This is a genomic window from Pseudochelatococcus sp., assembly GCF_050946405.1.
GTDB lineage: Bacteria > Pseudomonadota > Alphaproteobacteria > Rhizobiales > Beijerinckiaceae > Pseudochelatococcus.
In genome coordinates this window covers 227,075-239,836 of sequence record NZ_JBMNUS010000007.1, presented here as the reverse complement: position 1 = coordinate 239,836, position 12,762 = coordinate 227,075, and the positions used below count along the sequence as shown (strand labels likewise).

Sequence of the window (12,762 nt, the reverse complement as noted above, 5' to 3'; positions counted from 1 at the left end):
GACTTGACACTGTCAAGCCGATGCCTCAACAATCTGGCCATGTCGGTTCAGAAAATACCCAAACCCCAGACGTCCAAACCCCCATCGCAGCCATCGCGGTCCGGCGCCGAGCGCGTCGCGGCGCCGTTGCGTCGGCAGATCCTGACGACCGCTCGCGCGTTGCTCAACGAGCAGGGCGTGGCCGCGTTCAGCCTGCGCGAGGTGGCGCGGCGGGCGCAGGTCACGCATCAGGCTCCGTACCACCATTTCGGCGACCGTGAGTCGATCCTGGCCGAACTGGTGACCGAGGGCTTCGATGAGCTGGCGTGCAGCCTGGCGAAAGGGATAGACTGCGCCGCGCAGGGTGGCGCGCAGGCGGCGGCGCAAGCAAGCGGCGAGGCCTACATCGGCTTCGCTCTGGCCAATCCCGGTCTGTTCCGTCTGATGTTCAGCCCTGACCTATGCGATCCCGCCCGCTTCCCCGGCGCCGTTTCCGCGAGCCGGCGCGCGCACGGCGAGCTGGAACGCCTCGTGCACCTGGTGCACGGCCCGGACGCCGACGAAGAATTGCAGGACCTGTACTGGGCCTACGTCCACGGCCTGTCTGCGCTGTTGCTCGACGGCCCGCTCGGCCAGCGCCATTCCACCCATGCCGCGCGGCAGGCGCATGCACGACGCGTCGGCCGGCGGTTCGTCCAATTGGTGGTGGGGCCAGCCTGATGCGCACGGGTTCGTCGCCGATCCTCGCCGATGCAACCGGCATCGACTGCGTTCGGCGCCAGGAAAAACCGGATTGACAGGATGACCAAAATCCATCGGCCATCCTCAACCCGGAGGTTTTGTCGGGGATTATTAATGGTCGTCGTCAATTGACCTGGTTATGCGCGCCGCTCGGCGTGGTGATCCTGCGCAGGCCGGAGCCGGCGACCGACGGCTTTTCCTGCGCCGTATCGGCCAGCGACACAATGCCTGTCAACCGCTTGTCACGGTTGACGACCGGCAGCCGCCGCACCTGAATGTCGCCCATGTTCCGCGTGACGTGATCGATATCCTCGTCCTCGAAACAATACTTGACGTCAGAGGACATGATGTCGCGCACTCTGGTGTCGCGGTCCTTGCCTTCGGCGACGCACCTGACAACGATATCCCTGTCGGTGATCGTGCCCACGAGCCGATCGTCCTCTCCCACGGGCAAAAAGCCCACGTCGTTGTCGGCCATCTTCTTGGCCACCTGGACGATCGTTTCATCAGGATTGACGATGACGATGTCACGACTCATGATTTCCGATACTTGCATTTTGGGTTCCTCCAATGCGAACTTTGCCCCGCGCGAGTTCCGGCTTGCGCGAACCTGGGCTTGCCGCGTCGCGGCACGCATGGCTCCGACGGGGCCGCATTTTCCCGCTCGGATGATGGCCTGCGCGGATACCGGTCCAACCTGAAGATCCGGCATTTGTTCCGTTTTCGGGCAAAAAACAGACGCGGGCGCTCCGGCAACGGCGTCGAGAAGCGCGAAAACCGCATGCTTCGCCGCGCAGGTCGAATGAGGCCCCGCGCATCATGTCCGCGGGCCGTTCCGGTTGCCCTGCTCGGTGTTTTCGTTTCCCGGCGCGTCATCGTCGCGCCTGCCGCTCCGGGCGATGCCGATCAGCGCGCCTTCGCGCGAAGGGTGGGGGCCGAGCACCGGCGTTCCGATTTCATCGACAGCCCACCATCCGGGCGCCACGCCAAAGCGCTCCGCCTCCTCTTGGTTCAGTTCTCTCGGTTCGAGCCCCATATCCCTGCTCCTCCGGATCGCCTCTCGGAACATCGCGCCGGAAAGCGCGTGCCCTTTTCGCTTCGCGGCTCTTCAGGTCGGAAAAGCCCGATGCATCGACGAGGGGCCGGGGGCTCTCCCCGTCTTGTTGAAACGCGGAAAGCCCCCGGATTCCTGATTTCGAGCTATCGATCAAATGTTTCCATCTGGTCGGAACGCGCTCCGGCCGGCGACGATCGGTCAATAATCGTCACGGTTACGCCATCCCCGGCGCGCCGCTTCCGCATGCCCCTGAGGGTCTCCGAACCAGCCGCCCTGGCCGCGATCGCGGCTGTAGCCTTCGTCATCCCTGCGGCCGTAACGGCGATCGTCGTCGTCGCGTGAGCGGCTGTAGGAACGACCGCGACGGTCTTCGTCATAGTCGCGGTCGGATGAGCGGCGTTCATCCCATCCCCGGCGCGCCGCTTCCGCGTGGCCTTCGGGATCGCCGAACCAGCCGCCCTGACCGCGGTCGCGGCTGTAGCCCTCATCGTCCCTGCGGCCGTAACGGCGATCGTCGTCGTCGCGTGAGCGGCTGTAGGAACGACCGCGACGGTCTTCGTCATAGTCGCGGTCGGATGAGCGGCGTTCGTCCCATCCCCGGCGCGCCGCTTCCGCGTGGCCTTCGGGATCGCCGAACCAGCCGCCCTGACCGCGATCGCGGCTGTAGCCCTCATCGTCCCTGCGGCCATAGCGGCGATCGTCGTCGTCCCGCGAGCGGCTGTAGGAGCGACCGCGGCGGTCTTCGTCATAGTCGCGGTCCCGGTCCGGGGAGCGGCGCTCGTCATGGCGGCCATAGCGGCGGTCGTCGTCATCGCGCGAGCGGCTGTAGGAACCGCCACGGCGATCATCGTCGTAGCGACGATTGTTCCTGTCGTCATCGCCCTGGCGCCGGCCGCCGTAGTTGCGATCATCCTCGCTCACAAAGCGTCCTTGTGCATCACGTTCGCGATTGGTCACGTTACTCTCCTGTTCATTGGTTGGGGATGTGAAGTGTTCGATGGACAGATGATGCAGAACAGGATCGGGGAGATCGCCCTGTTCCAGTTCTTCTTTTCGCCTGGATATCTTTTCCGCGAGATTGGGGACGTTGAAGGATTGAATACGGGCGAACAATCCCGTCCCGGGCTTCTCTTCGGCCTCGACGAGCTGCCGGACGAGCGCATCCACGACGCGCAACGTCGCCGCGCCCGCCGCCTTCTCCGCCTCGTCCGCATCCAGGTTGACGATCAACAGCTTGGCCAGATCACGCTTGACTTCGCCCTCCAGAAGTTCCGGGCTGTCGATGTTCCGGCTTTCTATCTGCGGAACAAGCAACTCTTCTTCGATCAGGGAGTGCTGAAGCCAGCGCTGTTTAAACTGTTGAATGTTTTCCTTCTGCCTGTCGGGAGTTTTCTTTTTGATGGTATCGAGTAGGTCCGTCAATTCACTGTGCGCTTTGCGCAGGTCAGACAGAGGATCGGATCGGGATGAAGTATCCGCTCCCGGCGTGCGGGCGGGTTCAGCCTCGCCAGTCTTGCCCTCTGCCGGACTTTCGTTCTCCTTGTCGGGATTTTCAGGATTGGATGGTTGCCTAGCCATGCAGTTCCTCCAACTTGGGGCGTGTTGAGATAACAGTCACCCTTTCGGAAACCGGGATGTTTCCGAATGCGCGGGGTCGTATTTGCGCAACGACCGAACCATTCATGATATGTATTGTTCCAAAATTTATATTCATTGATGAAATTGTTCAGTTCAAGTTTACTGTTATGATAGGTTATCGGGAGTATTTTCGTTTTATAAAAATAGCAAATAAATTTTGTAGATTTTACTCTGGCGCGACAATACAGAAGAATGCCGGGCTGAATGTCATAAATTGACGGTCCGGCGCGGAACCAAGCGGCCCGTGTCGTTCTTTCCCTTTCAGGCGCTGCAAAACTGCGCCGGAGAGGAGACATCATGAAAACGACATTCGTGACTTTGGCGGCGATTTCATTCGCCTCCGCCACAGCGTTCGCTCAGCAGGTTCCTCCGCCTGCGCCGGGCAACGACGTCACTCCGCCCACGATCACCGCGCCCGGAACGCCGGACCGCGCGGTTCCGGTTCCCGGAGAAAACAGCTTTACCGAGGAGCAGGCGCGGGCGCGCATCGCCGACAATGGCTACACCGATGTCGGCGCGCTGGCGCTCGACGCCGATGGCGTATGGCGGGGAACCGCGACCAAAGACGGCGCGACGGTCGGCGTCGGCGTCGACTTTCAGGGCAACGTGGTTGAGCAGTAAGGAGGAAAACATGCCGACGATTACAGGATTGTTCGATACTTACGACGATGCCCGCCGTGCCGTCGCCGATCTCGAGGCGGCAGGTGTAGACTCCGGCGACATCAGCATCATCTCTCATGACGAGCGTGCCGATGCCGGCAATCTCGCCGCCGAGGGAGCGGGAACCGGCGCCGGCCTTGGCGCTGTCGCCGGCGGCGCCGGCGGTTTGCTCGCGGGCCTTGGCCTCGTCGCCATTCCGGGCGTCGGGCCGGTCGTTGCGGCGGGTTGGCTGGTGGCGACGCTCAGCGGAGCCGCGGCGGGCGCCGTGGCCGGCGGTGTGGCGGGCGGGCTGATCGGCGCGCTGACGGAATCCGGGATTCCCGAGGGCGAAGCGGAATTCTACGCCGAAGGAGTTCGCCGAGGGGGCACGATCGTCGTGGCGCGGGTCAACGAAGCGCATGTCGATGCGGCGACGGTCATTCTGAGTCAATCGAATGCTGTCGATCCCCAGGCGCGCCGCCGCGCCTTCGAAGGCGAGGGATGGACGCATTTCGACGAAGGCGCGCCGCTCTACACGCCGGAGGAGAGGCAACGGTTGCGCGAACGGTATCGCAACCCGTTGTGAGATCGGGACGCCCCACGAACGGCGGGTTGCGCGACGGTGACTTTCCGTCCGCGCAACCCGTCTCCATGAATCACGGAGCGCGTTCCGGTCAGATGGAATCATTCGATCGGCCGGAACGCCTCGGCAAGCGGGCGGTTCCGTCCGATGGCGAAGCCGGCGGCTCGCGCGGATTCGCTGCCTCCATAGAAGGAGATACGACATGGCCAAATGCGATCAATGCGGCAATGAATACGACAAATCGTTCGAGGTGATCATGGCCGGGCAAATCTATGTCTTCGACAGTTTCGAATGCGCCGTCCATAAACTGGCCCCCGTCTGTCCGCACTGCGGCTGCAAGATCGTCGGCCACGGGGTCGAGCAGGGCGACATCATCTATTGCTGCGCCCATTGCGCCGCGCAGGAAGGTGCGACCAAACTGGTCGACCGGGTCGATTGAGTATCGTGCGGCTTTCAAGGCCGACGATCGTCAGGAACTGCGGTTCCCGGCGTCGTGGAACGGTTTCCGGTGACGAGAGGGCAAGCTCCCATCCCGGAGTGAGACGGGACGGCATCAGGCCGTAATCGACGACGCCCGCAGCATCGCGGTTGCGAGACCGGCGATCCGGGCGGCGCGCGCGCTTCCTCCGCCCATAATTCCCCGCAAAAGCAAAGCGATCATCGCTTGACCGACATGGCAAAGGGCGTTCGGCGTCCCGGCGTCGAAACGCATAAATTTATTGTGAAAACCTGGCCGCTATCTTGAAATGCATGTCTGGCGTGTTGATACCAGTAAGGAGGGAACCGGAACAGTTGAGGCGCGCTTGATGCATATCCACGATCGCCCCCCGAACGACCTTGACGCCGACGGGACCGAAGCGCTGCCGGGGGAGTTCGATCGCCTGCTGCGCGAGATCGAAAACGAGGCCGCGCCGGCGCGGCTGCTTGAACTCGCGCTGGAATTGCAGGCGGCGCTCGTCGAACTGCGCAAGCGGCATATCGGCGAGGAAAGCCCGACCGACATATGATTTTTCTCCGGCGGCCTTATGGATGCGGCGGCTTCAAGGCCGTGACGCTCCGCCGGACCGTGGGCCGCGATTTTCGAGAATCAGGAGGAACTTTCTCTTCGGGCCTGAATTGAGCCTTCAGTGGCTTGTCCAGCGTGCAACGAGGAGACAGCCCTGTGCCGGAGCTGAAAGAGCAGGAATCGCCCGCTGGCCGAGTGGAGTCTTCCCACAAGGAACTTTCCCACACGGAACTTTCCCAAGAGGAAATCGTGCGGTTGATTCCGGCCATGCGGGCCTTCGCCAGAACCTTCTACCGCAATCCGGACACGGCGGACGATCTGGTGCAGGAAACCCTCGTCCGTGCCTTGTCGGCCATCGGTCAATTCCGGCCGGGCACCAGCATGAAGTCGTGGCTTTTCACGATCATGCGCAACGCCTTTTACACCAAGGTGAAGATCGAGACGCGAGAGGCGCCCGGAGCGACCGACTGCGTTTCGTTGCAAGCCAGCTCCGATTCCACGCAGGAATGGTCGGTGCGCGGACGCGAGCTTGCGCGTGCGATCCAGCGTCTGCCGCAACAGCAGCGCGAGGTGCTGGTGCTGATCGGCGTGCTGGGCGTTTCCTACGATGAGGCCGCCGCCATATGCGGTTGCGCGATGGGCACGGTCAAGAGCCGGCTGAGCCGGGCGCGCCTCCGGCTTCTGGAGGAACTGGGCGAAACCTCCGCAGCCTCTTCCCTGGAGCGCGACGAGCGCCATACCGTCGATCCGAACCGGTAGTCCCGGCGCCGGGAAAACCGCATTGAATCCAGATCCCGGTTTTTATATCTATTTATTTATATATCCGTTTTTCAGACGGGCGCATCCGGCCCGGCGCGATGGAGCATCCGTTCCCGATCCGTCGAGAGCGCGGCGGATCGGGAACAAAACGGCCTTCCCTTGATTAGGGCTATCGTGAACATCAGGAGGAAGATGATGAAGCAGATACTTGTCATATTGGGGCTGGTAGCCCTCGTTGCCGCCTGTACCCCGACGGAGCGCGGCGCCGTCATCGGCGGCGCGACGGGCGCGGCGGTGGGCGGCGCAGTCTCCCGCAATGTTGCAGGCGCGGCGGTAGGCGGCGCGGTCGGCGCCACGGTCGGCGCGCTGATCGGCAACGCGAGCGAGCCAGGTTATTGCGTTTACCAGGATGCTTATGGTTCCCGCTATACGGCGCCTTGCCCCTAGAACGGCGTGCATTCAAGCGGAATCGTCATGCCGCTCCGGATTTCATATTTTACCGCAACTTGCGTTCAAATCGATCAGTCGACTTGAACGCAAACTGCTCTTGGAGGCTGTTCGTGACCGTGGACAGGATCCGGACGTCGGCGACGGCAAACCGTCCGCTTTGCCGAGCCGGCCGATGCCGCGATTTCCAAAAGGTCGAGCAGGTGACGAGCTGAAACCTGTCAGGTGTGCTATCGTATCGACTTGAATTTCACATTTATTCAGATAATAATAGTTTATTAATATATAATTCATCAAGAGAATATTTCTTCAGTGTAAATTATATTCAGCGTCGCGGGTTGACAATGTCGTCGTCGGTGAGAGAGCTGAAGAACTGGAAGAGCTGCCAGGCCGCCGAGAATCCTACCAGCACATAGGCGATCCGGGCGGGCTGCGCATCCTGCCCGCCGAAGATGGCGGCGCCGAGGTCGATCTGAAGCAGGCCGACGAACATCCAGTTCAATCCGCCCAGTATCACCAGAAGCAGGGTGACGACATTCAGAGCATGCATCGTATCCGTTCCTCGCAAGCAATGAGGGAGGGCGCGCCTGCCCGGCCACAGGCCGGGCGATGGTCCGTCGGTTATCGCACCTCGATATCGGCGGCGCCCGCGTCGCGAAAAGCCTGTTCGGCTTTTGCCGCTTCTTCGATCGTCACATCGGCCGAAACCTCGATCTCCCCGTGAAGGGGCGCGTCAGGGCGACTTGCTTCCCCTTGCGCCACATCGCCGCCCGATGGCGACGTGCCGGCGGAGTTCTTCATGTCGCTTGCCCGCACGAAGACGTCGGCGCGCGCAATGCCGTGCTGCTGCACGAGATGCTCGACTGCGCGATCGGCGGCTTCCCTGGTCGCGAACGTAGCCCGGATGGTCTTCACATTATCGTCCGTCATGGCGCAGGTTCCTTTTTTCGGAATACTCGGGCTCCAAACCTGCTCAATGACCTGTTGTTCCGCGATTGCCGCGAGAACTCGCGATAAAACATCGTTGGGGGCGGGGAATTTCGGCGAAGGCGGGCAGGCGGGCGCGCCTTCGCCTTTCAGCCCCGGATGCTCCCGCATCACATCAGGTCATCGGTGGATCAAGCCGTGCGAAGCCTTCCTGCCGACGATAGGGAAAATAAGGGTAGGGAGCGGTCGTGGCGCTGGCGTCGTCCAGCCTCGCCATCTGCTCGGGCGTCAGGTTCCAGCCGATTGCACCGAGGTTCTGGCGAAGCTGTTCCTCGTTGCGCGCGCCGATGATGACCGAGGAAACGGTCGGGCGTTGCAGGAGCCAGTTGAGCGCGACCTGCGGAACGGTTCTGCCGGTCTCCTCCGCGACGGCGTCGAGAGCGTCGACCACGCGGTAGAGATGCGCGTCGTCCACCGGCGGGCCGAAGCTCGCGGTCTCGTGCAGGCGGCTGCCTTCGGGCAGCGGCGAGCCGCGGCGGATTTTCCCGGTAAGCCGCCCCCAGCCGAGCGGGCTCCAGACCAGCGCCCCGAGGCCCTGATCCCGCCCGAGCGGCATCAGCTCCCATTCGTAGTCGCGCCCGACGAGGGAATAGTAGACCTGATGGGCCACGTAGCGCGGCCAGCCGTAGCGGTCGGCCACGGCCAGCGATTTCATCACCTGCCAGCCGGAGAAATTGGAGACGCCGACATGGCGGATCTTGCCGGCGCGCACGAGCGCGTCGAGCGTGGACAGCACCTCCTCGACCGGCGTGCCGGCATCGAAGGCGTGAAGCTGAAACAGGTCGACGTAGTCGGTCCGGAGACGGCGCAGCGCCCCCTCCACGGCGCGGATCAGCCGCGGGCGCGACGAGCCGGCATCGTTGGGACCGTCGCCCAGGGGCAAGCTCGCCTTGGTGGAAAGCAGCACCTTGTCGCGCCGCCCCCTGACGGTTTCGCCCAGCACTTCCTCCGAGGCGCCGTCGGAATAAACATCGGCCGTGTCGAACAGGTTGACGCCGGCCTCCAGACATATGTCGACGAGACGGCGCGCTTCCGTCGCGTCGCAGTTGCCCCAGTTGCCGAACAGCGGACCGGAGCCGCCGAAGGTGCCCGTGCCGAAGCTCAGGACAGGCACCTTGAGACCGGATTTGCCAAGCGGTCGATAGTCCATGAAATCACTCCTCAGAGAACGGGATTGGAGGAAGGAGACGCCATCGGGCGCCGGCTTGCCCGGACGGCGGTCAGCGCGGTGGCGATGGCGAGAAGCGGGAACAGCGCGGCCGCCATCGGCACGAGAGCGAGGCCCGGTCCGTGGTCGATGACCATGCCGCCCGCCCATGCGCCGATGGCGTTGCCGAGATTGAAGGCGCCGATGTTGAAACTGGATGCGAGGCTTTGGCCCGCGCCCTCGGCTTTGGAGAGAACCCACATCTGAAGGGGCGCGACCGTGGCGAAGCCGGCTGCGCCGAGCAGTCCGGTGAAGATCACGGCGGCGACCTGACTATGGAAGGCGAAGGTCATGACCGCGAGCGCGAGGGCGAGCGCGGCCAGCGTGCCGAAAATGGCGCGGACGAGATTGCTGTCGGCGAGCCTGCCGCCCAGCAGGTTGCCCACGACCAGCCCGCCGCCGAAGACCAGCAGAACCGGCGAGACGGCGCTGGCGTCGAAACCGCCGATTTCGGTCAGCAGCGGCGCGATATAGGTGAAGACGGCGAAGACGCCGGCATAGCCGAGCACGGTCGTCAGCAGCCCGAGCAGAACCGGACGGCGGACGATGGCGCGCAGATCGGCCCGCCAGTCGGCAGCCTCCGGCTGCGCCCGATCCTGCGGCACCAGCGCGGCCAGAACGGCGAGCGCAGCGATGCCGACGAGCGTAACGGCCCAGAACGTGGCACGCCAACCGTGGGTTTGCCCGAGCCAGGTGCCGAAGGGCACGCCGAGCACGGTCGCCACCGTCAGGCCGGTAAACATGACGGCGACGGCCGAGGCGCGCCTGTCGTCAGTGACGAGACCGGTCGCCACAACCGCCCCCACGCCGAAGAACGTGCCGTGGGTGAGCGCCGTCAGAACGCGCGCCGCCATCAGCCAGCCGTAGGTGGGCGCGAGCGCGCAGGCGGCGTTGCCGATGACGAAGATCGCCATCAGCCCGACCAGCACCCGCTTGCGCGGCCAATGTGCGGAAAGCGCCGTCAGCACCGGCGCGCCGACGGTGACACCGAGCGCGTAGCCGGAGATCAGAAGTCCCGCGGCGGCAATGGAGACATTCAACTCCCGGCTGATTTCCAGCAGAAGACCCATGATGACGAATTCGGTGACGCCGATGCCAAAGGCGCCGGCCGTCAGGGCATAAAGCGCCAGCGGCATGATGCGGTTCCAGTCCCGGTTCGGATCGGTTTCCGGGAAGATAGACCTTCCGCATCGGATGAAATAGAATGCGCATAAGAACATCACCTGTGAGATGAAGTCACTATGGTGCGGATTGAGACCAACCGGTCCGGCGAGATGGAAGTGTTCGTCCGTGTGGTCGAACTCGGCGGCTTCTCGCCCGCCGCGCGGGCCTCGCGCATGACGCCTTCGGCCGTGAGCAAGCTCATCGCGCGGCTGGAAACGCGCCTCGGAGCGAGGTTGCTCAACCGCTCCACCCGCCGGTTCATCCTCACACCGGAGGGCTGCGCTTTCTACGAGCGGGCGACGCGCATCCTTGCCGATATCGAGGACGCCGAACGCGCGGCGGGCCTCGGCGAGCAGCCGGCCGGGCGCGTGCGGGTCAGCACCAGCGCGTCATACGCCACCCATATCCTTGCACCGGCGCTGCCGGCGTTCCTGGCGCTTCATCCCGGCGTCACGCTGGATGTCGTCCAGACCGATACCGTCGTCGACCTTCTGGCGGAGCGCATGGATGTGGCCATCCGTGCCGGCCCCCTGAAAAGCTCGAGCCTCGTCGCCCGCAAGCTGGGCGAGACGGCGCTGACGATCGTCGCCGCGCCCTCTTATCTGGAGCGTTGCGGCGAACCGCGCACCATCGCCGATCTCGAACGTCACAATCGCCTCGGCTTCGGCTATGTGCGGGCGGTCGATGGCTGGCCGCTGCGCGACGAAGGAGAAGTCACCGTCGTGCCGGCCACGGGGCGCGTGCAGGTGAGCGACGGAGAGGGATTGCGGCAACTGGCGCTCGCCGGTGTCGGCCTCGCCCGCCTCGCGGCCTTCACCATACGCGCCGACATCGCCGCCGGACGCCTCGTGCCGGTGCTCGAACATCTCAATCCGGGCGACCGCGAAGCCTTCCACGCCGTCTATGTCGGTCAGGGCGGCCCGCTGCCGTCACGTGTCCGGGCGCTGCTCGATTTCCTTGCCGAAAGAGGCAGGATGTCCTGATCCGCATGGCGTCGCGCAATCGCCGGTCGGCCCCGTGCGGTCCCACGCGAGCGGGAATTGCCACCGCTGACGCGGGCGGGCAATATGCCGTATCCTGACACGGCATTCGAACAGAGCATTCCATCATGATCGACCTGACGGCTGTCCGCGATGAGACGCCCGGCATCGCCCGACGCCTCCACCTGAACAATGCGGGCGCGGGGCTGATGCCGTTGCCGGTGCTGGAGGCGATGACCGGCTATCTGCGCCGGGAAGCCGAGATCGGCGGCTATGAGGCCGCGGACGAGGCCGGGTCGCGGCTCGATGCGGTGTATCACAGCATCGCCCGCCTGATCGGCGCCGAACCCGACGAAATCGCCCTGACCGAGAACGCGACCGTGGCCTGGCAGATGGCGTTCTACGCCCTGTCATTCCGGCCCGGAGACCGCATCCTGACCGCGCAGGCGGAATATGCAGCCAATTACGTGGCGCTTCTGCATGCCGCGCGGAAGCACGGGGTCGTGATCGATGTGATACCGGATGACGAAGACGGGGTTCTGGACCCCGCGGCGCTGGAGGGCATGATCGATGACGGCGTGCGGCTGATCGCCATCACATGGGTCCCCACCAATGGCGGGCTGGTCAATCCCGCGGCCGAGGTCGGCCGGATCGCCCGCAAGCACCGCATTCCCTATCTGCTGGACGCCTGTCAGGCCGTGGGGCAGATGCAGGTCGACGTGTCCCGACTGGGCTGCGACATGCTGTCGGCTACCGGAAGAAAGTTTCTGCGCGGGCCGCGCGGCACCGGATTTCTCTACGTGCGCAGAGAGATGATCGGCGCGTTGCATCCGCCGATGATCGACCATTTCGCCGCGCCCTGGGTCGCGCCCGGACGCTATGAACTCCGTTCCGACGCACGGCGTTTCGAGACCTGGGAAAACAACTATGCCGCGCGCCTGGGGCTGGGAGTTGCTGCGGATTACGCGCTGTCGCTGGGCATGGGTGAGATCGAGGCACGCTGTCGCGCCCTGGGGGACTTGCTGCGGGCGGAGTTGCGCGCATCTCCCGGCATCGCGGTTCATGATCTCGGGCCGCATCCCGCTGCCATCGTCTCATTTTCAATCGGCGACAAGGCGGCGGACGCAGTAAAATCCGCGTTGTCGCGGCAACGCATCAACGTCAGCATCTCGCGGCCCTCCAGCACGCTGCTGGATGCGACGGCCCGATCCCTGCCGACGCTGGTCCGCGCCTCGCCGCATTATTTCAACACCGAGGCGGAACTCGCCCGGCTGGTGGAAGTCTGTCGCGGGCTGGCCGCATAGAGCGCTTATCGATTGAATGGAATCATTTAGAGCGGTTTGCGTTCAAGTCGGTCCATCGAATTGAACGCAAGTTCACGCACAACCTGATTCCGCGCAGGACGGCCGCCGGTCCGGGCATCGGCTCATCGCCGCGAAGCGTCGCCGTGGTGGCGTAGGCCCCTGCGAAAAAGACTTTCCTCAAACTGCCGGATAAAGCGCTTTCAAGCGAAGCGAATGCCGCTTTGCGTAAAGAAAATGCATAAAATCAAAATCTTACATCTTTCCGGCATTT

Annotated in this window: 16 protein-coding genes; 9 read left to right on the top strand and 7 right to left on the bottom strand. The window is 63.9% G+C overall.

From position 1 onward, the window contains the following. Positions 1-3 precede the first annotated feature (3 nt). Positions 4-699 (top strand): TetR/AcrR family transcriptional regulator, encoded by a 696-nt coding sequence (locus tag ACOYJQ_RS12460; RefSeq protein WP_433458823.1) that lies wholly within the window; start codon positions 4-6, stop codon positions 697-699. Between the two features lie 145 nt (positions 700-844). On the opposite strand, the gene ACOYJQ_RS12455 is transcribed toward ACOYJQ_RS12460, so the two are convergent. The 3 genes from ACOYJQ_RS12455 to ACOYJQ_RS12445 all read right to left on the bottom strand — a co-directional run bounded on the left by ACOYJQ_RS12455 (position 845) and on the right by ACOYJQ_RS12445 (position 3,355). Next, positions 845-1,276: a CBS domain-containing protein gene (locus ACOYJQ_RS12455; protein WP_433458865.1), complete on the bottom strand. Its 432-nt coding sequence runs from the start codon at positions 1,274-1,276 to the stop codon at positions 845-847. A 261-nt stretch (positions 1,277-1,537) separates the two neighbouring features. Further along, positions 1,538-1,756 (bottom strand): hypothetical protein, encoded by a 219-nt coding sequence (locus tag ACOYJQ_RS12450; protein WP_433458821.1) that lies wholly within the window; start codon positions 1,754-1,756, stop codon positions 1,538-1,540. 219 nt (positions 1,757-1,975) lie between these two features. Next, positions 1,976-3,355, bottom strand: a complete 1,380-nt coding sequence (locus ACOYJQ_RS12445; protein ID WP_433458820.1) for a hypothetical protein — start codon at positions 3,353-3,355, stop codon at positions 1,976-1,978. Positions 3,356-3,712: 357 nt separating this feature from the next. Between ACOYJQ_RS12445 and ACOYJQ_RS12440 the strand changes: the two genes are divergently transcribed. The 6 genes from ACOYJQ_RS12440 to ACOYJQ_RS12415 all read left to right on the top strand — a co-directional run bounded on the left by ACOYJQ_RS12440 (position 3,713) and on the right by ACOYJQ_RS12415 (position 6,849). Next, positions 3,713-4,036: a PepSY domain-containing protein gene (locus tag ACOYJQ_RS12440; protein WP_433458818.1), complete on the top strand. Its 324-nt coding sequence runs from the start codon at positions 3,713-3,715 to the stop codon at positions 4,034-4,036. 10 nt (positions 4,037-4,046) lie between these two features. Beyond that, the gene (locus tag ACOYJQ_RS12435) at positions 4,047-4,640 is read left to right on the top strand and encodes a general stress protein (protein WP_433458817.1); all 594 of its coding nucleotides are present in this window, start codon (positions 4,047-4,049) and stop codon (positions 4,638-4,640) included. A 199-nt stretch (positions 4,641-4,839) separates the two neighbouring features. After that, a complete protein-coding gene (locus tag ACOYJQ_RS12430) occupies positions 4,840-5,076 on the top strand; it encodes a hypothetical protein (protein ID WP_433458816.1) in 237 nt (78 codons plus the stop codon). A gap of 367 nt (positions 5,077-5,443) precedes the next feature. Beyond that, a complete protein-coding gene (locus ACOYJQ_RS12425) occupies positions 5,444-5,644 on the top strand; it encodes a hypothetical protein (RefSeq protein ID WP_433458815.1) in 201 nt (66 codons plus the stop codon). A 245-nt stretch (positions 5,645-5,889) separates the two neighbouring features. Next, a complete protein-coding gene (locus ACOYJQ_RS12420; RefSeq protein ID WP_433458864.1) occupies positions 5,890-6,402 on the top strand; it encodes a sigma-70 family RNA polymerase sigma factor in 513 nt (170 codons plus the stop codon). 195 nt (positions 6,403-6,597) lie between these two features. Next, complete coding sequence (locus tag ACOYJQ_RS12415; protein ID WP_433458814.1) at positions 6,598-6,849, top strand: glycine zipper domain-containing protein; 252 nt, start codon at positions 6,598-6,600, stop codon at positions 6,847-6,849. 325 nt (positions 6,850-7,174) lie between these two features. Here the strand turns inward: ACOYJQ_RS12415 and ACOYJQ_RS12410 are convergent, their stop codons facing one another. From ACOYJQ_RS12410 to ACOYJQ_RS12395, 4 genes are all read right to left on the bottom strand, one after another. Beyond that, complete coding sequence (locus tag ACOYJQ_RS12410; protein ID WP_433458813.1) at positions 7,175-7,399, bottom strand: DUF378 domain-containing protein; 225 nt, start codon at positions 7,397-7,399, stop codon at positions 7,175-7,177. Positions 7,400-7,470: 71 nt separating this feature from the next. Beyond that, the gene (locus ACOYJQ_RS12405; protein ID WP_433458862.1) at positions 7,471-7,779 is read right to left on the bottom strand and encodes a hypothetical protein; all 309 of its coding nucleotides are present in this window, start codon (positions 7,777-7,779) and stop codon (positions 7,471-7,473) included. 172 nt (positions 7,780-7,951) lie between these two features. After that, positions 7,952-8,986 (bottom strand): aldo/keto reductase, encoded by a 1,035-nt coding sequence (locus tag ACOYJQ_RS12400; RefSeq protein ID WP_433458811.1) that lies wholly within the window; start codon positions 8,984-8,986, stop codon positions 7,952-7,954. Between the two features lie 11 nt (positions 8,987-8,997). Continuing rightward, positions 8,998-10,179, bottom strand: coding sequence for an MFS transporter (locus ACOYJQ_RS12395; RefSeq protein ID WP_433458809.1), 1,182 nt, complete (start codon positions 10,177-10,179; stop codon positions 8,998-9,000). A gap of 105 nt (positions 10,180-10,284) precedes the next feature. Between ACOYJQ_RS12395 and ACOYJQ_RS12390 the strand changes: the two genes are divergently transcribed. Beyond that, positions 10,285-11,190: a LysR family transcriptional regulator gene (locus ACOYJQ_RS12390; protein WP_433458808.1), complete on the top strand. Its 906-nt coding sequence runs from the start codon at positions 10,285-10,287 to the stop codon at positions 11,188-11,190. Positions 11,191-11,315: 125 nt separating this feature from the next. Beyond that, a complete protein-coding gene (locus ACOYJQ_RS12385) occupies positions 11,316-12,491 on the top strand; it encodes an aminotransferase class V-fold PLP-dependent enzyme (protein ID WP_433458807.1) in 1,176 nt (391 codons plus the stop codon). Positions 12,492-12,762 lie beyond the last annotated feature (271 nt).